Source organism: Polynucleobacter sp. AP-Sving-400A-A2 (assembly GCF_018688155.1).
GTDB lineage: Bacteria > Pseudomonadota > Gammaproteobacteria > Burkholderiales > Burkholderiaceae > Polynucleobacter.
The window spans coordinates 706,123-725,417 of the sequence record NZ_CP061312.1 but is presented as its reverse complement, the minus strand read 5'-3'; the positions used below and the strand labels follow the sequence as shown (position 1 = coordinate 725,417).

Sequence of the window (19,295 nt, the reverse complement as noted above, 5' to 3'; positions counted from 1 at the left end):
AATATTTTTATAGATGTTGTCATTCTAAATTGCCTACTGCCCTAAAGGTGGAGGCAGATTACCAGCGTACTTATAAAGTACCACCTCATACTCTTTCAAAATTTGTGCCAAGGCTTCCTGCTGGCCTTGCACCAATGCCTGAGGAGTGCTGTCTTTAAGTGCAACTCTCTTGGTATAACGGTTTTTACCAATCACCGGATTGCGCTTTTGGGGATCAGTTGCAGTAAGGAAAAATTCAATCGTAACAACAGCCTCTGGACGAACCCGGTAATCACCGTAGAACTCTTCTATCGATGTCTGCAAAATGTAATACGGAAAGAAACTATTACCCTGACCTACGGTCATAGAGAAGATCTGGGCATTATTCAACCACTGACGTGTTGCGTTACCGACCATTTCATTTGGTAAAGCAGAATACGTATTATAAAAATCCTTTTCATAGCGCTGATCACCCAAGCGATAAACCAAAGACTTACCATCAAAAGGTGGCGTTGTAGATGATGAACCCATCTTGAGCCACAAATCACTTCGCGGCTTATAGGGGGCGCCAGTACGCTCTGGGGCGAGCATCCAACTGCTGGTCTCTAATGCTGGTCTTTTGGGTAATGAGCATGCGCTTAAGGCTGTAATGATTAGTAATAAAGCAGCAAGCTTAGTGAGGCGTAAATTCTTCATCATCTGCATTCTCATTTTTGGACTCCATTCATTGGAGGCGTAATACGTGCAGGTGGCTCACCCCAAATCAGAGTAGACGGTGATTGACTGGCAACACGGGTAAATTCATTTAACTGTTCACTAGCCTGACGCAGATTCTCCAAGGTTGCAGTGGTGTCACCCTGAACGCTAGTGACGGTTTGACGCAAAGAAACCATAGTGGCAACTAATTCACGCATCAGAATATTAAGTTGATCTTTATCGGTGACTTTAGCAATTCGATCCAACAAGATATTGAGGTCTTGAACTGAATTAATCAGACCCGCATTATTTTTACCATCGCCACCTATTAATTGATTCAGATTACCCAATAAGGCATCAAACTTCTTCTGAGTTCCCTCAACATCCAAACCGTTAAGAGCACCAATCAACTTTTGAACACCTGAAATAATTTCATCCGCCTGATTGGGCATTGAAGGGACAACTGCATACTCGGGCGTCCATGGGTAAGGCAAGGCGGTGTATTGGGTAGCACTTGGATAAAAATCTAGCTCAACATAATTTACACCGGTAATGCCCATCGACCGTATGCGCGCACGTAAGTTATCTTTAATAAATGTTTCAAGGTGACTTTTCTCAATAGCATCACCATAGATTTGCATTCTCACAACGACATACTCTTGCTTCTGCACCATCGGGACTTCCTTTTCGTACAAGTCACCCGATAGAGCAATCATCGTCACCTGCCCAATCTTGACACCCCGAAAGCGGACTGCTGCACCAGCATCTAAGCCCGTCACTGATTGCTTGACATAGGTTTCGACTATGAATGATTTTTTAAAAAACTGCCCTGAGCCAAAGATCAAGATCACGGTGAGTAATGCACCGATTGCCGCGAGAACAAAAATGCCAAGACGAAAGTAATTTGGGTTGGAGTTATTACTCATGCTGCGTCCTTGCTCATGATGCGATTAAAAAATTGATGCACTCGAGGGTCTTTGCTGCTATCTCTTAATACCTTAGGATCGCCTTCGGCAATAATGCCCTTAGCATCCTTATCCAACATAATGACTTTGTCGGCGATGGAATAAATACTGGCTAGCTCGTGAGAGACGATCACAAAGGTAAATCCTAAGTTTTTTGAAAGATCTAAAATCGTACTATCGAGATCAGCTGAGGTAATCGGATCAAGACCCGCTGAAGGCTCATCCAAAAATAATATTTTAGGATCTAAAGCCATCGCCCGTGCGATTGCAGCCCGCTTTTGCATGCCACCGCTAATCTCGCTAGGCATATACGTTTCATAGGGAAGTAAGCCCACCAAGTCCAGTTTGCATCGGGCTAATAAATTCATCTGATCCCTAGTTAGCTGGGTGTACTCTTCCATAAAGAGTGTCACGTTATCCAGCAGATTCATGGAGCCGAATAAAGCACCCTGCTGATACATGACCCCAAAGCTCGTCATGATTTTTTGACGCTCAGCACCTTGGGCGGTAGTGATATTTTGACCCTCAATCAGAACTTCGCCAGCAAGCGGTTGATATAGGCCGAATAAATTCTTTAAGAGGCTCGATTTACCACAACCCGATCCACCCAAAATCACAAAAATCTCGCCGCTCTGGACAGAGAAGTTCAGGTTCTGTAGCAACACTTTTGAGCCATAGCCCACAGTGAGGTTTTGCACGTCAATCGATTTACCCAGTGCATCCATCAGAAACCTGTCCTGTAAGAGATGTAAGCAAAGATGCCGTCTACCAACACGATCATCACAATGCTACTCACCACTGCCCGAGTTGCAGAAATGCCTACAGCCGCTGCACCAGTGCCAGTTTGCATACCCCGTAAACAACCCATTGCAGAAATAACCACGCCGAAGAGCGTGGCCTTAATAAGACCTGATAAAACATCCTCAACACCGACTGCAGCTAACATACCGTTGTAGAAATTAATAAAGGGAATGCCATAAATTTGCATTGTCAGCATGGAAGAAAAAATACTGACGACATCGGCAAATAAGGTCAATATTGGCGCCACCAATATTCCGGCCAATACTCTTGGCACAACTAGGAAGCGGATCGGACTTAAGCCGCCAGTGACTAATGCATCAACTTCACTATTTACAGTCATCGTACCAATCTCAGCTGCAAATGCTGCCGATGAGCGGCCGGCAAGCAAGATCGCAGTAATCAGTGGGCCCATCTCCCTGACGATACCTAGCGCAGCGAGTGGCCCAACAAATGAGACGGCGCCAAATTGTTCCATACCAATCGCAGCCTGAAAGGACAGAATGACGCCAATCAAAAATGCAACTAGGCCAACAATAGGTAGTGCAGCAATACCTGCCTCTACAGCAGCGTTCACAAAGTCACCCCAGCGAACTTGCCTGATATTTCGGATTGACCAAGCTAAATCTGCTGACAGGTGGCCGGTAAATGTCACCAGGCCGCGGGCATCATCCATCAAATTTTGTGCAGCCATGCCGATACTCGCCACAAAACTTCTTTTTTGTTTTGCAGCAGGTGCTGGGAATAATTTATTAATTGGATCGAATTCACGTAAAAGCGGCTGATACTTGGGATCTAAACCTTGAATAGCAAACTGTCCGCCTGCTTTGTTCTGCGCCTCTTGCATATCAATTAAAAATGCAAATGCCGATCCATCTAAAGAGCTGACTTTTGATGCATCAAAAATCAATGAGTGTGCTTGTGCATTTCCTTGCTCTAACCACTGATTTTGCTGTTTCCGAACATCACTCCACACTCCAGCTAGGGAATATACATTGACTGCACCATTCAAACTAACTTGAGCATGGCTTGCATCGACTTGCGCCCAAACCGCCACTGGGGAGATTAAATTTGAAGAATTGGAGTCCGAAATACTCATAAGCAAACTATAAGGGATCTATATGAAACCACTACGAAATGCCCAAAAAAGAAAAAGGGCCCAGTTTTTCAACTAGGCCCTGTAAGGGTTGGTGCGGCTGGCAGGAATTGAACCCACGACCCCTTGGTTCGTAGCCAAGTACTCTATCCAGCTGAGCTACAGCCGCAACAGCCATAATTATGCCATGGAAGAGAAGAACTACATCACACCCGCCGGTCACGAGCGCATCAAAAAAGAGCTTTTACAGCTCTTAAACCTTGATCGGCCAGAGGTTGTCAAGGTTGTTCACTGGGCTGCCTCCAACGGCGACCGCTCCGAGAATGGTGACTATATTTATGGAAAAAAGCGACTTCGGGAGATAGACCGCCGAATTCGCTTCCTCAACCAGCGCCTTGAATTTGCTGTAGTGGTCGATAACCAGGCTCGAAAATCAGGTGAAGCCGATGCCGAGCAGGTCTTTTTTGGAGCTACCGTGACTTACGAGAACTTGGAAGGCGCCGATGCTGGCAAAAAGACGAGCATCACGATTGTGGGCGTCGATGAAGTTGATTTAGATTTGGGTTACGTCAGTTGGGTGTCACCCATTGCTAAAGCCTTAATCAAGTCGCGCCTGGGTGATTGCGTCAACATTCAGACGCCAACGGGCCCAACTGAGATTGAAATCCTGGACATTCAGTACAAGTAAAAGAGATTTACAGGAGCCTAGCTAACCCGTACGCGAGTCACGCGCATCACATCATGGTTCGCACGCAAACTACGCATGACTTTAGCGAGATGTAAGCGGTCTGATACTTGAATGGTGAAACGAATAGTGACGGCATCTTCTTTATAGCGATCATCCATCGATACGTTCATGATGTTGGAATCTGCAGCAGTCACACTACTCGCCACTCTAGCTAATACACCTTTACCTTGATGTGTATCAATCTCCAGGTCAACCTCAAACTCCCGATTAACCTCTTTACCCCACTCGACCTCTACCCACTTATCACTATCTTTGGAGAGCATTTTGAGCGCTATTTGGCAGTCATTGGTATGTACCTGCAAACCCTCACCTTTACCAAGATAGCCAATGATGTTATCGCCCGGAATCGGATGGCAGCAGGTTTGAAAATGAATCGAGTTTCCTTCGCGACCATCCACCAAGATGGCTTGGCGCTGATGATGGTGCGAGCCAATTTCTTGCTGGGGAGAGACCCAGTCTGCCGCGCCCAAGCGCATTTGATCAGAGCCACCCTCATCATCAATCAAAATATTTAAGCGAATTGCCAGCTCTTGAGAAGACCTGCGGCCCAAGGCAATATTGACGCAGGCCTCTTCACGCGTTTTATCGCCAGTCCAATGTAATAACTTTTCCCACAACTCTGGTGATAGCAGTCCAGCATCAACTCCCTGCTGACGCAATGCGCTAGCCAAAAGACGTTCGCCTAACTGTAAAGACTCGGCATAGTGCTTAGTTTTGAGTGAATGACGAATCGAGGCACGGGCTTTACCTGTCCTCACAAATGCTAACCAACCTGGATTAGGTTGAGAGTTCGCCGATGTCACCACCTCAACGATATCGCTATTCTTTAACTCACTACGGAGAGGTAACTGCATGCCGTTAATCTTGACTGCTACGCAAGTATTACCTACATCGCTATGAATGGAGTAAGCAAAATCGAGGGCAGTAGCGCCACGTGGCAAAGCTCTAATCTGCCCTTTCGGCGTAAAGACATAAACCGCATCTGGGAACAAGTCAATTTTGACGTGCTCTAAGAATTCTTGAGAATCCCCGCTGCTATCTTGAATATCAATTAAGGATTGCAGCCACTGATGTGCACGGTTTTGCACCTCACTCATATCAGGGCCGCCATCTTTATAGGCCCAGTGCGCAGCAACGCCTGCTTCAGCAACCGCATGCATATCACCGGTACGTATCTGGAACTCTACCGGTACCCCTGATGGGCCTAATAGAGTCGTATGCAAAGACTGATAACCATTGAGTTTAGGAATGGCAATGTAATCCTTAAACTTTCCAGGCATCGGCTTATACAGCGCATGCAAAATACCGAGCGCACGATAGCACTCATCAATTGAATGGACGGTTACCCTGAAGGCATAGACATCGAGCACTTGAGAAAAGCTCAAATGCTTACTGCGCATTTTGTGATAAATACTAAAGAGCGTTTTTTCTCGACCTTGTAAATCCACCTCGAGATTGACTTTTGCAAAGGCCGTCCGAGCATTCTGCAAAATCTTCTCTACCATCTCCTTGCGATTACCACGCGCCCGCTTCACTGCATCCTCAATCACCCTAAAGCGCATGGGCATGGAGTAACGGAAACTCAAGTCCTGTAAGTCGCGGTAGATAATATTCAGGCCTAAGCGGTGTGCAATCGGAGCGTAGATCTCAATTGTTTCAGCGGCTACCCGGCGACGCTTTTCCATTGGGACAGCATCAAGCGTGCGCATATTGTGTGTTCGATCAGCGAGCTTCACCAAAATCACCCGGACATCGCGCGCCATTGCCATAAACATCTTACGAAAGCTTTCAGCTTGCGCCTCAGCATGACTTTGGAACTCCAACTTATCGAGCTTTGTTAAACCCTCTACGAGCTCTGCCACTTTGCTGCCAAACTTACCCACTAGGTCTGCTTGAGTGCAACCCGTATCCTCAATCACATCATGCATTAAAGCTGCCATGATGGAGGACGCATCTAAGCGCCAAGTAGCGCATAGCTCAGCCACTGCTACCGGATGGGTAATGTAAGGTTCGCCACTATGGCGATACTGACCTAGGTGAGCCGCATCAGCAAAATGAAAGGCCTGTTTAATGAGAGCAACTTCATCAGGCTTGAGATAACCCAATTTAGAAATCAATCCATCAATCGAAACAACTTGATGTTTTAGAGGTAATGCAGGCGCCGAGGTTGGGCCAAATAGGTGTCGACTCGATTGAGCTAACAAAGTTGCGATGATGGAAGACTTATCACCACTAGCGATCTCTTTAGGCGAGATCTGACCTTTGAGTTCCGATGTGTTTGGGTCGCCTAAGGGGAGCTCCACAACGGAACCCCTAAATTACAAAGGTACTTTGGTCAACATGTCACGGTCGGTTACACCAGCAGCAACTTCACGCAATGCAACAACGGTAGCTTTATCTCTGGACTCAACACGTGGGGAGTGACCTTGAACTAATTGACGTGCGCGATAAGTCGCTGCCAATACCAGCTCAAAACGATTGGGAATAGTTTTTAGACAATCTTCTACAGTAATACGGGCCATGCTGGACTCACTTAAATTTAGCTTTGATACCCATAGGATAACTGATTAGACTCCGAGGCGCTTTAAAAGCGCAGGGTTACGAGCCATAATCGGCCCTGAGCGTAGGCGGCTGGCTGCAACCACATGGCGTAAATCAATCAATGCCCGCTCAAAATCATCGTTGATCACAATAAAATCGGCTTCGTGAGCATGCTGGAGCTCTAAATGGGCCGCAGCCAATCTCCTCTGAATAGTGGCCTCATCATCTTGACCCCGTTTGCGTAAGCGCTCCTCCAGAGCTTCAAATGAAGGCGGGAAGATAAAGATCCACTGCACTTCCGGAATGATTTGACGAATCTGCTGCGCGCCCTGCCAGTCGATTTCTAACATCACATCGCGGCCGGTTTTCATCTGCGTCTCAATCCAGGCTTTGGATGTACCGTAAAAATTGCCGTGTACTTCGGCGTGTTCTAAAAAATGTCCCTGATCACGCTCTGCAATAAATTCTGCTCTCTTGATGAAGCGATAGTCCTTACCATCTACCTCACCCGGTCTTGGCGCACGTGTTGTCGTTGAGAGTGACAGCTTGAGGGCGGCATCCTCTTGCAACAGCGCATTGACTAGGGAGGATTTACCGGCGCCCGATGGAGCGACGATCATCAGCATGCTACCTTGGTAGGCAGGAGTTAAATTTGCTTTAGGTTTAGGGCTTGCCATAATAATTTATAGAAATAATGGTTACTCTAAATTTTGCACTTGTTCACGCATTTGCTCAATCAAGAGCTTGAGCTCTAAAGCAGCTTGCGTGCATTCTTCTGAAACCGACTTGGAGCTCAAGGTATTGGCTTCACGATTGAGCTCCTGCATCAAGAAATCCAAACGCTTACCCACTGGGCCCTTACCTGCTAAGGCAGTGTCAACTACTTGAAGATGAGTCTTCAAGCGCGCAAACTCTTCTGCCACATCGATACGTACTGCATAGAGCACTACCTCTTGACGGATACGCTCCATCAACTCGGTACCAGACCCACTACTTTTGCCTTGCTCTTGAGCAGCCAATGCTTCTGCCAAGCGCTCGGTAAGCTTCTCTTGATACTGGGCGACATAGACTGGAACCTTAGGCTCAATCACTTTAACAATCTCACGCATCTTGCTGGTGATAGTAGTTAGGACTGTTACCAAGGCTTTACCTTCAGTATGGCGACTGTCCATTAAGGCGGCCAAGGCAGCGCGGCCCGCTTCCACAGTAGCGGCAATCCAGCCCTCTTCTTCACCCCTGGGCTCAGAAACAATCCCGGGCCAACGCAAAATATCGGAGATACGTAAAGCTTCGGCATTAGGGAAGGCTGCTTGAGCCTGTTCTTGAAGGGTATAGAGAGCGTCTAGGCGATCCTTATTTAAGGCGCCCAAAGCATGGGGGTTGGCTTTAGCCGCTCCAGCGGCACCCGAATTTACCCGCCAGGCAGCCCGAAACTCGACCTTGCCCCGTGACAGGCTTTGGGTAGCCAGCTCTCGTAAGGCGGGCTCAGCCCCGCGACATTCATCCGGAAGACGAAAGCCCAAATCCAGAAAGCGGCTATTGACAGCCCGACATTCCACTTGCAGATCAGCTACTACGCCAGCCCCTAGGGAGACTTGGCGAGAAGCGCTGCCATAACCAGTCATGCTCGATATCATAGGGACATTGTAGATCTTTAGGAACACACCCCATGACTCAGCACAACATCACCCGTCCGAGCGGCCGCGCCCCAGCCCAGTTACGCCCGGTGAGTATCAGCCGCGCCTTTACCAAGCATGCGGAAGGCTCCGTCCTGATTGCTTTTGGCGATACCAAAGTACTTTGTACGGCCAGCGTCCTGGAAAAGGTGCCTCCCCATAAAAAAGGCTCTGGTGAAGGTTGGGTTACTGCCGAGTACGGCATGCTGCCGCGCTCTACCCATACCCGCAGTGACCGTGAAGCAGCTCGCGGCAAACAATCCGGTCGCACACAAGAGATTCAACGCTTGATCGGCCGTGCGATGCGTAGCGTCTTTGATTTAAAAGTCTTAGGCGAAAGAACAATTCATTTAGATTGTGATGTCTTGCAAGCCGACGGTGGGACACGAACTGCATCGATTACCGGTGCTTATGTTGCAGCACGTGATGCGATCAACACGCTACTTGTAAATGGTGCCCTTAAAGCTGACCCCATCATCGACAGCGTTGCCGCGATCTCTGTTGGCATCTACCAAGGAGTCCCCGTACTCGATCTAGATTACCCAGAAGACTCTTCTTGCGATACCGATATGAATGTGGTCATGACAGGAAAAGGCGGCATGATTGAAGTTCAAGGTACTGCTGAAGGCCCTGCCTTCTCTCGCACTGAATTAAACGCATTGTTAGATCTGGCCGAAGAAGGTATCCGTGATTTAACTCAGCTACAAAAAGAAGCCTTCAAATAAAAGAGCAAAGGTAGATGGTGCAAAAGCTCGTTCTCGCCTCTAACAATGCCGGTAAGGTCTGCGAATTTCAGGAACTCTTGGAGCCGTTTCACTTTCAAGTCATCCCTCAAGGTGAGTTGGGCATTCCGGCGGCAGAAGAACCGCACCATACATTTATTGAGAATGCCCTTGCTAAGGCGCGTCATGCCAGCGCTGCAAGCGGCTTACCTGCACTTGCAGACGACTCTGGGATTTGCACCCATGCCTTAGATGGAGCGCCTGGAGTGTACTCAGCGCGTTATGCTGGGCTTGATGGTGATAATGCAGCCAATAATCAAAAGCTGATTACAGCATTAAAGGGCAAATCTGATCGTGGAGCGCACTATGTTTGCGCGCTGGTGATGGTCAATAGCGCTAAAGACCCAGAGCCACTGATTGTGCAAGCCCGCTGGTATGGCCAAGTTATTGATGAACCTCAAGGTGATCATGGTTTTGGTTACGACCCCCACTTTTTTATACCAGATCTGGGCAAGACTGTCGCCCAATTAGAGCCCTCCGAGAAAAACCAGATTAGCCATCGAGGCCAAGCCTTGCGTGAACTCATTACTCAACTCCAAATCCGTGCTCAATACGCTTAATTCTGTTTTGGCTACGCAGCCAAAACTCACTGCCCTACCCCCGTTGTCTTTGTACATTCACTTTCCGTGGTGCGAAAAGAAATGCCCTTACTGTGATTTCAACTCACATCAAATTAAGGATGACAAGCAAGGCTTTGATGAAGAGCGCTACATCAAAGCACTCATTGCTGATTTGGAGACAGAGCTACCTCGCATCTGGGGTCGTCAAGTGCACAGCATCTTTATTGGTGGTGGCACCCCTAGCCTGTTATCTGCCCATGGCATGAATGAACTCCTTTCAGCCGTTCGAGCACGAGTGAACCTAGAGCCCGATTGTGAGATCACTATGGAGGCTAATCCTGGATCTGTTGAGACTGAGAAGTTTGCTGGCTTTGCTAAGGCGGGGATTAACCGCGTCTCTTTAGGCATTCAGAGTTTTCAGGATGCGCAACTCAAAGCTTTAGGGCGTATACATAATGGTGAAGAAGCTAAGCGCGCAATTGCGATTGCTCTACAACACTTTAAATCCGTCAATCTGGATCTCATGTTCGGCTTACCCAATCAAAGTTTAGAGGCCGCAAGATCTGATATTGAAACTGCCCTCTCGTTTAAGACGCCTCACCTGTCTTTCTATAACTTGACGCTAGAACCTAATACCTACTTTGCGAACTTTCCCCCAAAGCTTCCTAGCGAAGATGAGATTGATGCGATCTTTGAGCAGAACCTGAAACTTCTAGAGGCGGCAGGCTATCGACGTTATGAAGTATCGGCGTATGCCAAAAAAGATCAAGAGTGCAAACATAATCTCAATTACTGGCGCTTTGGAGATTACATTGGGATTGGCGCAGGCGCACATGGGAAGATTTCATTCCCAGACAAAATTACGCGTCAGGTACGAGAACGTCATCCAGAAACTTATATGCAAGCGATTGAGACCAAGGGTAATGCCTTGATCGAAGCGAGAGAGATTTCCGCCGAAGATCTCCCTTTTGAATTCATGCTCAATACCTTGCGCCTGACTGATGGTGTGGATACCGTTACATTTGGAGAGCGCACTGGTTTGCCACTCAATGTAGTGTCTAAAGGATTGGACGAGGCAAGCAAAAAAGGTTTATTAGATTCAAACCCCAATAAGCTCAAAGCAACTGAACAAGGATTGCGCTACCTGAATAATCTTCAAGAGATATTCTTATAAATCTCTGATATGTCTAAGAGCTGGACTTACTTTCCAGACCAGGATGGTGGCTTACCATCCAGAAACGAAGCTACGCCATTCCTAAAGTCATTGCTGCCATAGCACTCTCGAATGAGATCATTGCAATCGGGTAAATTATTTTTGATGATTCTTGCAAGAGTTTGTTTACTAGATTTTTGCGTAATTGGCGCCAAACTCATTAAGCGCTCAGCTAGCTGATTTGCTTCATGCTCGAGCGCTTCAGCCGGATAAGCACCCAGTAGGTAACCCTGTTTGAGCAGCTCGGGCGCAGTTACCAACTCCGCTAATAACAACATGCGCTTAACGATATTGATACCCAGGTGCGCAACGAGCCAGGCGACGTTGCCAGCAGATAAACAATTGCCCAGTGTTTTAGCAATAGGCACTCCAAAGCGCGCATCGGGCGTGGAGATTCTGAAATCGCAACAACTAGCAATTGCTAGCCCTCCGCCAATCGCCATACCATCAATGACTGCAATCGTTGGAATAGGCAACATGGCTAAAGGTGCTAGGTAAGCATCAATACCCTCTTCGTAACGAATGCCATCTTCACCAGAGTTAAATCCAGAGAACTGGGCGATATCACTGCCCGAGACAAAGGACTTACCGCCGGCACCTCTCAGAATGGCAACTCTGGCCGAAGAACTCTTAGCCAAATCCTCGCAAATCGATTTGAGACTTTGATACATTTCTACCGTCATTGCATTGCGAGCAGCAACATGGTCAAAAGTAATGTGCGCAATATTATTGCGAAGCTCTAAGCGAACTTCGGCAATACGATCTGGAGTGGAGTCTATGGCTGTTGTCATGAAATGAAAAACCCTCCCTCATATCAGAGAGAGGGTTAATGAATACTATAGCCCAATCAGATAACTTGGTTGAATTATTCAGCCTTGATGTTTAAGCTCTTTACCAAGCGCTGATACTTCGCCAACTCACCTGCCAGGAACAAATTAAAGGCTGCCGGTGTTGCTGGACCCTCTGGTTGCAAGCCTTGAGCATCCAATGTTTTCTTAATCTCTGGATCATTGGTGGCTGCTTTTACGGCCTGATCAATCTTATTTACAACTGCAGGATCCATGCCTTTGGGCCCCATCACGGAATACCAGTTGGTCACATCAAAGCCAACAATACCTACCTCATTAAATGTAGGGACGTTCGGTAGTAATGCCAAGCGTTTCGGGGTAGAGATTGCCAGAGCTTTTAAATTGCCTTGACGAATCTGCTGCAAGTTTGGCGGCAAAGTATCAAAGTTCATGGTGATTTGACCACCCAATAAATCCACAATCGCCTGACCACTACCCTTGTAAGGTACGTGATTCATTTCTACGCCAGCAATCTTCGAGAACAAGGCACCGGCTAAATGCTGCGTACTACCAATACCGGAAGAGCCGTAAGTCATCTGGCCTGGGTTCTGCTTCGCCAAGGAAATCAATTGCGCCACCGTGTTTACTGGTAGAGAAGACTTAACTACCAACACGTTTGGTACATAGCCTAAATAGGTAATTGGCGTGAAGTCAGTGGCTGGGTTGTATGGCACATTCTTCAGAACGTATGGAGAAATCGCATTGGAGTTGGAGTGGCCCATGAGTAAGGTATGACCATCTGGGTTGGATTTGGCAACCAGGTCTGCGCCAATCGTTCCGGCCGCACCAGATTTATTTTCAATAATGACACTTTGCCCTAAGATCTCACTCATCTTAGGAGCAATAGCACGAGCCACAATATCCGTACCGCCACCAGGAGCAAAGCCTACAATTAGGCGAATAGGTTTTGTTGGAAAGGCCTGTTGGGCATTAGCAGTCAACGACAAAGCACTACAGATACCCAGCGCCAAGAAAGCGAATCTGCGCAAAATTCGTTTGGGGGCTTGATTGATCATACGGTCTCCATTTTTTGTTTTATATTCAGTGCTGTAAATGAACTTTGCAATATAAACATATAAAAACTATTGAGACAATGATGAAAACACCTACCAGCAAGCCTTTGCCCCTAGCTGGAGTTCGAGTTCTTGACGTAAGTCAAGTTATGGCAGGCCCTTACTGCTGCATGTTGTTAGCTGACTTAGGTGCCGATGTCATCAAAATTGAGCCGCCTGGTACTGGAGATCAAACTCGCGGGGCAATGGGATTCAAGATGAAAGGTTCAGATAGCATGGGCTTTCTGAATATGAATCGCAACAAACGTAGCGTAACGCTCAACCTCAAAACAGAAGCCGGGAAAAAAGTATTTTTTGAGCTCGTGAAGACCGCCGATATCTTGGTGGAAAACTATCGTCCCGGTGTTATGAAGAAACTGGGTATCGATTACCCCTCCCTGAAAGATCTCAACCCAGGACTAGTCTATGCCAGCATCTCAGGATTTGGGCAAACAGGACCGTGGGCAGATCGCCCTGGCTTTGACCTGATGGCACAAGCCATGTCTGGTGTCATGAGCGTGACAGGCTATCCAGATGGTCCTCCTGTAAAGGCTGGTGTTCCGGTGGCGGATATTGGTTGTGCACTCTTTGCAGTCTATGGAATTTTGTCGGCCTATATTGGTAAGACTAAATCGGGTGAAGGTCAATTTATTGATGCCTCCCTATTTGATTCTGCTTTGGCCTTTTCGATCTGGGATACAGCGCAATATTGGGGTACCGGTATTGAGCCTTATAAATTGGGTACAGCCAATCATATGAGCGCACCCTATCAGGCCATGAAAGCCGCCGACGGTTATTTTGTGATGGGTGCAACCAATCAAAAACTCTGGAAACTCCTCTGCGATAAGATTGATCGCCCAGAATTATTTGAAGACCCACTTTTTAGAACCAATCCATTGCGTCTAGCCAATCGCTTGATACTGGCTGCTGAGCTTGAGAAAACGTTTATCGCCAAAACTAGTGAAGAATGGATAGATCTCTTGTTGGCGGCAGGCATTCCGGCCGGACCGATCAATACCTACCCACAGGCATTTGATAGTGAGCATGGGCAGCATCGCCAGATGCGCATAGAGATTGATCACCCGATTGAAGGCAAAGTTCCCAATATTGGCTTTGCAGTGAAGATGATGGGCACTCCACAACAAGTGACTCGTCACCCTCCTTTGCTCGGTGAGCACACCGATGAGGTACTGAAGGAATTAGGTATTGCAGGGCAAGAACTCAAAGCACTGGAAGATGGTGGCGCTTTCAATCCCTAAGTAGCAAGAAATTCTTACAAGCAAGATACAGTTTGCTCGAATAAATCTGAATCAATTATCACTGCATTTACTATTGTTTTGACAATTGCAATTGCTATGCAAATATAGGCCTCATGGCTGTGAGGACTCTCTTTACTCGACAATCAAGATCCATCAAGAATAAATATGAGAGCGTTATGCAAAAGTCAAACATAGAAACATGTACGAACATAGTTGATGTTAGAAGAAATATTGATTCAATAGATAAAGAGCTAGTAGCTCTAATTGCCAAGCGAGGCGCCTATGTAAAGCAGGCGGCGCAATTCAAGGCCACAACTGCAGAAGTTGAGGCACCAAAACGAGTAGATCAGGTCATAGAGAAAGTAACAAGCATAGCGCTCGCAGAAGGTGCAAATATCTGCGTTATTGAAGCAGTATGGAGATCTATGATTAGCGCTTTTATTGAGGCAGAAAAAGAAGAGTTTGCCAAGATAACATCCACTTAATTTGACTTCCTATTTTAGATAAGTTTTCAATTAATTTTCTCGCCACCCTCCTTTGCTTGATGTAAATACCAATGAGGCGCTAAGGATAGTGGCGCTTTCGCAAGCTAAGTAACTAACTCTTCCAGATAAAAGAAATGGGCTCCTTGGAGCCCATCTTTCCCCTTACCACCTATCACTTACCCAACTCAAGCACCATCTGAATTAGCAATTGGAGGAGCTTCAAACGCTTCCTTGCTTGGTTTAGCGGCAGGAGCTTTTTTGGCTTTCGTACCAGGCATCAACTCAAAATCAGGAGTGAAGGTAGTCATCGTGCTGCGCAGTTGCTCAAATGCTTTGCGATCACCTTCAAACTTGGCCTTGCCTTCGGTCTGTAGTTTTTCAAAAGTAGTTTGTCCGCCCATCACTTTTTCTAAGTCGCTACGATTTACGGTGATAGTCAGGTTTGGCTTTGTATCTTGGTAACCCTTGATATTGCTTAGCGCAGAATTACTCATCTCTACGACAAACTTTTCACCATTGTCAGGGGTACTCAGGTTGATGGTGAACTTCATGCCGGCAGCTTTTTTACTGTCCATGCTGATAGCTAAAGCATTCAACCAAAGCTCTGTGGTCATTGCCTTGATCATGTCAGGGCCGTTAGTCTTTGGTGATGCTCCAGAAGGCATACCATGACGTAGTTCATAAGCGGCACCCAAGAAACTATTACGCACACTTGGGCTTTCTTTTTGATAGCCAATTTGCTCAAAAATATCTGCTAGCAAATCTTTAGCTGCCGTGTTGTTTGGCTCTGCATAAACCAACTTGTTCACGATCTCCATTGCTTCACGGTATTTGCCCTGCTTATAGAGCTGCTTGCCCTTTGCCATGATCTTGCCTGAACCCCCCATCATCTCTACGTAGAGTGGCGCAGAATCTTTTGGTGATAAGGGGATCAAGGTCGCAGGATTTGCATCCCAGTAGCCCAAATAGCGATTAATGACAGCGCGACTGTTGTGCTCTTCTGAGCCGTGGTAGCTGTGAGCAGCCCATTGAGACTTTAGGCTATCAGGTTGTTTGTAGACGTTATGGACTTCATTAATCGTCACACCATTGTTCGCCAAATGCAGAACCTCATTGTTCAGGTGTGCATAGCTATCACGCTGTGTGCGCATGACTTCTTGCACGCGATCATTACCCCAGCGCGGCCAAGAGTGTGAAGCAAACATCACTTGCGCCTCAGTGCCATAACGATATAAAGCATTATTGATGTTCTTTGACCATGCCAAGGCATCACGTACTAATGCGCCGCGCAAGGTATAGATGTTATGAATGGTGACGGTGATGTTTTCAGCAGCCCAGAATGCTTTGAGCTGCGGGAAATAGGTATTCATCTCTGCAGGCGCTTCTGTACCAGGGGTGTTCTGAAACTCCATCTCTACGCCATCCACCATCATTTTTTCAAATGGCTCATTAATCAGAATGGTTGGTTCGATTAGGCCTAGGTTACCGGCCGCAGTATTTTTACCAATCGACTGGTCAACGTGACCAAATGGACTACGTGGTAATAAAACGCCATACTGGAAATACAAACGGCGTGTCATGGCATTACCAGCGTATACGTTTTCAGCTACGGCATGGTCCATAAAACCAGCTGGGGCAATAATTTTCACTTTGCCGCTCTTCACATCTGCTTCATCTACTACGCCGCGCACACCACCAAAATGGTCAGCATGTGAATGGGAGTAGACCACCGCCACTACTGGGCGCTTACCTAACTTCTCATTAACTAACTCCAAGGCTGCTCTAGCAGTTTCTTTTGAGGTCAATGGGTCAAAGACAATCCAGCCGGTATTTGTTTTGACAAAGCTGATGTTGGATAAGTCAAAACCACGCACTTGATAAATCTTTCCTGGCACGACTTCATAGAGGCCGTAGCCCATATTCAGAATCGCTTGACGCTGTAATGATGGGTGAACGCTATCAAAGTCTTTACCTTGCAAGAGGAAATCATAGCTACCCATATCCCAGGCGACGTTACCGGCATCCGCCATGATGGTCTTATAAGTAGGAGCAGCAATAAATCCTCTCTTAGACTCTTCAAAATCGCGCTTATCTTCAAATGGCAGAGTTTTACGTAAGCCATTTTGTAGATCGACCGTAAATGTGGACGGTGCCTTACCCTTGGAGTCAAAGTGCTTACCCTGCATTGCGCCTGGGTCAGCAACTACACCGCCACCGCCAGCGGCAATAGCGGGATTGCCGGAAATGAGAGTAATAGATAGGGCAATGAGGGAGAGTTTGGTTTTCATGAAAGCCTTGATGTAATACAAGTATTAGTAAAAAAGATATTTCACGAATGTAAAGATTGCTACACCTATAGGCAATTAGCTATAGGGCTAATACCTAGCCTTGTATTGAGGGTAAGAAGATCGTAAATTGAGCGCCCCCACTTGGGGCATCTTGAAAGCGCAAATGACCGCCATGACGAGACACAATGTGTTGGCAAAGCCATAAACCCAAGCCCATGCCGGAGCACTTATTGCTTGAGAGCAATTCAAATAGATGAGACTGGGCATCTGAAGAGATGCCAGGGCCACTGTCAATGACCAGTATTTGGACGCCTCCTGCAACGCGAGAGCATTCTATCTGCAAGGTCCTAGGCTTGACGCCAGAATCTGCAAGCGCTTGAGTGGCATTGTTAATTAAATTGAGGAGGACCTGCTGAATTTCTACTCTGTTGACATTGGCCCATGTTCCTGGTGCGAGCCTAAGGACAATCTGGATATTTTTTGATGCAATTTCTGGCTTGGTGATCTTCAGAACAGATTCGATTAATTCGCCAAGCTCGGTTTGTTCAGTGCCAACTTTTCCATCGGAGAAGATAGATCGGAGTGACCGAATGATATTTGACGCCCTTTGATTATCAGACAGTAGCGCAGATAAGATCTCTTGATTATGTTCAAAGCTTAAACTTCCTTCAGCGAGCTTCTTTTGCAAAAATTGAATATTTAAAGATGTAGCGCCCAATGGCTGATTAAGCTCATGGGCAATCGAAGCAGATAAGGCGCCAGTTGCGACTGTTTTGTTAGCTTTGAGTAACTGGGATATTAAACTCTCTCGCTCAGCTAGGAGCGCCTTGATTTCATCATTCTCAGTCTGGGATTTTGCATTTGCTAAGACAACCTTTTCCGTCCAATACCCCCCTAGCGCAATGTAAGAGAGTGTATTGATCACTAACTGACCAATAGTGAGCAGGATCAATAACTGTGGAATTTGCTCCAGCCTACTAATGGTAAAACCGGTAGAGGCTAGAACCCCTAAACGCCCTAATGCAAAAAGAAGCTCGGCAGCAGTTGCGTATTGCAAATACATTAATTGTCTGGAAAGCTCTAAACCTCTTTTTTGCCTGAGTATCGCAATTTGCCACGAGAAGAATATGACGGCTATTGCACACATAAGTATGGTGCGGATCTCGTAGCTTCCATAAAGACGAAAATATTCAAAAGTCGGCACAAAAATAATGACAGAGAGCGCAAAGCCATATTGCATTCGCTTACTGACCGGTCCAATCAGAGATTGACAAAACAGGAGTTGAAAAACAGCAGCGATATAAAGTAGAGAGTTGGCTATGGTGAAATTAAATTCGGGCTTTTGTAGATCTTGGATGACGAGAATGCCGCTAGCAAAGATGAATAAGCCAGTGATATTTATCATCAAAGAGCCCATCCAGTATCGATTTGGCCTGAGCTCGCTCTGAGAGCGGTGATAGTGATAGATACCCAATAACAAGCCCAACTGAATCGTGGCTAGGATAAAGAAATAAAGGGCAATCAAAAGCTTCATACTGTCTATCGTACAACGATCATCAGCCCAGACAACAACGGCCAATCTTACTGAGTCAGACTAGGCAAGCCACTGCTCAAAATCAGATAGAAAAAGTAAAGCGCGCCCAAAAAGATCAAGGCGCCAATGACATATTGCGGATAACGTATCCCCTGCTCTGGCATACCCTGTTTTTTACCATTCACCATGGATCTGACGAGATTCTGTCTTTCGATCAGGCTCATGCCAATGGCCGCAATGATGTGGATGATGACTAAGCCAAGCGCCAAACTGGCAACTGCTTCATGAGCCTCTGATGCAAAGTTACCTAAAAATTCTTTAACCGATAGATAGCCTGTAAAGCCAATCAACAGTATGAGCAACATCAGCACAAGCATGACTAAAGCACCCGCTGGATTGTGGCCAATATCGTGATGGGGGTGGCCACGTAACATGGCCATAAAGTGCTCAATGACTGCCCGAGGACTTTTGAGAAATTGACTAAATCTAGCGTAACGGGTACCAATCAATCCCCATACCAATCGGATGAGAACCAGCAGGCATGCTGTGTAGCCAAATGCATAGTGAATCAAGATCCAACTCTCACTCTCTGAGCTGAGCCAAGCGCCTGCAAAACAAATTACTAGAAGCCAATGAGATACCCTCACCGGTATGTCCCAAACCATAATGGCTTGCTTCACTTTTCCAGTAGCGCCAACTGCGTCATTTGGGGGATTATTCATTTTGCTGGGATCTTGATGTTTTTTCACTAAAGATGCCATTAGCAGCTTCGATA

General features: G+C 46.6%; 19 protein-coding genes and 1 tRNA gene. 6 read left to right on the top strand and 14 right to left on the bottom strand.

The features are described 5' to 3' along the window. Nucleotides 1-33 precede the first annotated feature (33 nt). From C2758_RS03845 to C2758_RS03825, 5 genes are all read right to left on the bottom strand, one after another. Nucleotides 34-690 (bottom strand): ABC-type transport auxiliary lipoprotein family protein, encoded by a 657-nt coding sequence (locus tag C2758_RS03845; protein ID WP_251369252.1) that lies wholly within the window; start codon nucleotides 688-690, stop codon nucleotides 34-36. Next, the gene (locus C2758_RS03840) at nucleotides 687-1,601 is read right to left on the bottom strand and encodes an MlaD family protein (RefSeq protein ID WP_215329672.1); all 915 of its coding nucleotides are present in this window, start codon (nucleotides 1,599-1,601) and stop codon (nucleotides 687-689) included. Before C2758_RS03840 ends, C2758_RS03845 begins: the two co-directional genes overlap by 4 nt. Continuing rightward, complete coding sequence (locus tag C2758_RS03835) at nucleotides 1,598-2,365, bottom strand: ABC transporter ATP-binding protein (protein WP_215329671.1); 768 nt, start codon at nucleotides 2,363-2,365, stop codon at nucleotides 1,598-1,600. The genes C2758_RS03840 and C2758_RS03835 overlap by 4 nt, the downstream gene beginning before the upstream one ends. Further along, nucleotides 2,365-3,537, bottom strand: coding sequence for an ABC transporter permease (locus C2758_RS03830; protein ID WP_215329670.1), 1,173 nt, complete (start codon nucleotides 3,535-3,537; stop codon nucleotides 2,365-2,367). The genes C2758_RS03835 and C2758_RS03830 overlap by 1 nt, the downstream gene beginning before the upstream one ends. A gap of 89 nt (nucleotides 3,538-3,626) precedes the next feature. Next, nucleotides 3,627-3,703: transfer RNA gene (locus C2758_RS03825), tRNA-Arg, on the bottom strand. An 18-nt stretch (nucleotides 3,704-3,721) separates the two neighbouring features. On the opposite strand from C2758_RS03825, the gene greB reads away from it, so the two are divergent. Further along, nucleotides 3,722-4,222: a transcription elongation factor GreB gene (greB, locus tag C2758_RS03820; protein ID WP_215329669.1), complete on the top strand. Its 501-nt coding sequence runs from the start codon at nucleotides 3,722-3,724 to the stop codon at nucleotides 4,220-4,222. A 17-nt stretch (nucleotides 4,223-4,239) separates the two neighbouring features. On the opposite strand, the gene C2758_RS03815 is transcribed toward greB, so the two are convergent. The 4 genes from C2758_RS03815 to C2758_RS03800 all read right to left on the bottom strand — a co-directional run bounded on the left by C2758_RS03815 (nucleotide 4,240) and on the right by C2758_RS03800 (nucleotide 8,460). Continuing rightward, nucleotides 4,240-6,537: a bifunctional (p)ppGpp synthetase/guanosine-3',5'-bis(diphosphate) 3'-pyrophosphohydrolase gene (locus C2758_RS03815; RefSeq protein WP_371817715.1), complete on the bottom strand. Its 2,298-nt coding sequence runs from the start codon at nucleotides 6,535-6,537 to the stop codon at nucleotides 4,240-4,242. Between the two features lie 63 nt (nucleotides 6,538-6,600). Next, a complete protein-coding gene (rpoZ, locus tag C2758_RS03810) occupies nucleotides 6,601-6,804 on the bottom strand; it encodes a DNA-directed RNA polymerase subunit omega (RefSeq protein ID WP_011902918.1) in 204 nt (67 codons plus the stop codon). A 45-nt stretch (nucleotides 6,805-6,849) separates the two neighbouring features. Continuing rightward, complete coding sequence (gene gmk, locus C2758_RS03805; protein WP_215329667.1) at nucleotides 6,850-7,500, bottom strand: guanylate kinase; 651 nt, start codon at nucleotides 7,498-7,500, stop codon at nucleotides 6,850-6,852. A 21-nt stretch (nucleotides 7,501-7,521) separates the two neighbouring features. Beyond that, nucleotides 7,522-8,460: a YicC/YloC family endoribonuclease gene (locus tag C2758_RS03800; protein WP_215329666.1), complete on the bottom strand. Its 939-nt coding sequence runs from the start codon at nucleotides 8,458-8,460 to the stop codon at nucleotides 7,522-7,524. Nucleotides 8,461-8,492: 32 nt separating this feature from the next. On the opposite strand from C2758_RS03800, the gene rph reads away from it, so the two are divergent. From rph to hemW, 3 genes are read left to right on the top strand one after another with little or no spacing between them, the layout of a single operon-like run. Then, the gene (gene rph / locus C2758_RS03795; protein WP_215329665.1) at nucleotides 8,493-9,224 is read left to right on the top strand and encodes a ribonuclease PH; all 732 of its coding nucleotides are present in this window, start codon (nucleotides 8,493-8,495) and stop codon (nucleotides 9,222-9,224) included. Nucleotides 9,225-9,241: 17 nt separating this feature from the next. Continuing rightward, nucleotides 9,242-9,841, top strand: coding sequence for an RdgB/HAM1 family non-canonical purine NTP pyrophosphatase (gene rdgB / locus C2758_RS03790; protein WP_215330074.1), 600 nt, complete (start codon nucleotides 9,242-9,244; stop codon nucleotides 9,839-9,841). Beyond that, the gene (gene hemW / locus C2758_RS03785) at nucleotides 9,798-11,015 is read left to right on the top strand and encodes a radical SAM family heme chaperone HemW (RefSeq protein WP_371817710.1); all 1,218 of its coding nucleotides are present in this window, start codon (nucleotides 9,798-9,800) and stop codon (nucleotides 11,013-11,015) included. Before rdgB ends, hemW begins: the two co-directional genes overlap by 44 nt. Before the next feature lie 26 nt (nucleotides 11,016-11,041). Here hemW and C2758_RS03780 read toward each other — a convergent pair whose 3' ends face one another. Together C2758_RS03780 and C2758_RS03775 are read right to left on the bottom strand one after the other, a co-directional pair. Beyond that, nucleotides 11,042-11,845 carry an enoyl-CoA hydratase/isomerase family protein gene (locus C2758_RS03780; RefSeq protein WP_215329664.1) on the bottom strand — a complete coding sequence of 268 codons (804 nt, stop codon included), beginning with the start codon at nucleotides 11,843-11,845 and terminating at the stop codon, nucleotides 11,042-11,044. Nucleotides 11,846-11,919: 74 nt separating this feature from the next. Next, nucleotides 11,920-12,918: a tripartite tricarboxylate transporter substrate binding protein gene (locus tag C2758_RS03775; protein WP_215329663.1), complete on the bottom strand. Its 999-nt coding sequence runs from the start codon at nucleotides 12,916-12,918 to the stop codon at nucleotides 11,920-11,922. Between the two features lie 80 nt (nucleotides 12,919-12,998). Here C2758_RS03775 and C2758_RS03770 point away from each other — a divergent pair, with 80 nt between their 5' ends. Both C2758_RS03770 and C2758_RS03765 read left to right on the top strand, forming a co-directional pair. After that, complete coding sequence (locus C2758_RS03770) at nucleotides 12,999-14,213, top strand: CaiB/BaiF CoA transferase family protein (RefSeq protein ID WP_371817714.1); 1,215 nt, start codon at nucleotides 12,999-13,001, stop codon at nucleotides 14,211-14,213. 176 nt (nucleotides 14,214-14,389) lie between these two features. Then, nucleotides 14,390-14,698, top strand: coding sequence for a chorismate mutase (locus C2758_RS03765; RefSeq protein ID WP_215329661.1), 309 nt, complete (start codon nucleotides 14,390-14,392; stop codon nucleotides 14,696-14,698). Between the two features lie 185 nt (nucleotides 14,699-14,883). On the opposite strand, the gene C2758_RS03760 is transcribed toward C2758_RS03765, so the two are convergent. From C2758_RS03760 to C2758_RS03750, 3 genes are all read right to left on the bottom strand, one after another. After that, nucleotides 14,884-16,986 (bottom strand): alkyl/aryl-sulfatase, encoded by a 2,103-nt coding sequence (locus tag C2758_RS03760; RefSeq protein ID WP_215329660.1) that lies wholly within the window; start codon nucleotides 16,984-16,986, stop codon nucleotides 14,884-14,886. Between the two features lie 94 nt (nucleotides 16,987-17,080). Beyond that, on the bottom strand, nucleotides 17,081-18,520 hold the full coding sequence (locus tag C2758_RS03755; RefSeq protein WP_215329659.1) for a sensor histidine kinase: 1,440 nt from the start codon (nucleotides 18,518-18,520) through the stop codon (nucleotides 17,081-17,083). A gap of 47 nt (nucleotides 18,521-18,567) precedes the next feature. Continuing rightward, nucleotides 18,568-19,242: a cytochrome b/b6 domain-containing protein gene (locus C2758_RS03750; protein ID WP_215329658.1), complete on the bottom strand. Its 675-nt coding sequence runs from the start codon at nucleotides 19,240-19,242 to the stop codon at nucleotides 18,568-18,570. Nucleotides 19,243-19,295: the final 53 nt, after the last annotated feature.

Coding starts and splice junctions, on each gene's coding strand:
- C2758_RS03845 (WP_251369252.1), bottom strand. CDS start 690: ATGAGAATGCAGATGATGAAGAATTTACGCCTCACTAAGCTTGCTGCT.
- C2758_RS03840 (WP_215329672.1), bottom strand. CDS start 1,601: ATGAGTAATAACTCCAACCCAAATTACTTTCGTCTTGGCATTTTTGTT.
- C2758_RS03835 (WP_215329671.1), bottom strand. CDS start 2,365: ATGGATGCACTGGGTAAATCGATTGACGTGCAAAACCTCACTGTGGGC.
- C2758_RS03830 (WP_215329670.1), bottom strand. CDS start 3,537: ATGAGTATTTCGGACTCCAATTCTTCAAATTTAATCTCCCCAGTGGCG.
- greB (WP_215329669.1), top strand. CDS start 3,722: ATGGAAGAGAAGAACTACATCACACCCGCCGGTCACGAGCGCATCAAA.
- rpoZ (WP_011902918.1), bottom strand. CDS start 6,804: ATGGCCCGTATTACTGTAGAAGATTGTCTAAAAACTATTCCCAATCGT.
- gmk (WP_215329667.1), bottom strand. CDS start 7,500: ATGGCAAGCCCTAAACCTAAAGCAAATTTAACTCCTGCCTACCAAGGT.
- C2758_RS03800 (WP_215329666.1), bottom strand. CDS start 8,460: ATGATATCGAGCATGACTGGTTATGGCAGCGCTTCTCGCCAAGTCTCC.
- rph (WP_215329665.1), top strand. CDS start 8,493: ATGACTCAGCACAACATCACCCGTCCGAGCGGCCGCGCCCCAGCCCAG.
- C2758_RS03780 (WP_215329664.1), bottom strand. CDS start 11,845: ATGACAACAGCCATAGACTCCACTCCAGATCGTATTGCCGAAGTTCGC.
- C2758_RS03775 (WP_215329663.1), bottom strand. CDS start 12,918: ATGATCAATCAAGCCCCCAAACGAATTTTGCGCAGATTCGCTTTCTTG.
- C2758_RS03770 (WP_371817714.1), top strand. CDS start 12,999: ATGAAAACACCTACCAGCAAGCCTTTGCCCCTAGCTGGAGTTCGAGTT.
- C2758_RS03765 (WP_215329661.1), top strand. CDS start 14,390: ATGCAAAAGTCAAACATAGAAACATGTACGAACATAGTTGATGTTAGA.
- C2758_RS03760 (WP_215329660.1), bottom strand. CDS start 16,986: ATGAAAACCAAACTCTCCCTCATTGCCCTATCTATTACTCTCATTTCC.
- C2758_RS03755 (WP_215329659.1), bottom strand. CDS start 18,520: ATGAAGCTTTTGATTGCCCTTTATTTCTTTATCCTAGCCACGATTCAG.
- C2758_RS03750 (WP_215329658.1), bottom strand. CDS start 19,242: ATGAATAATCCCCCAAATGACGCAGTTGGCGCTACTGGAAAAGTGAAG.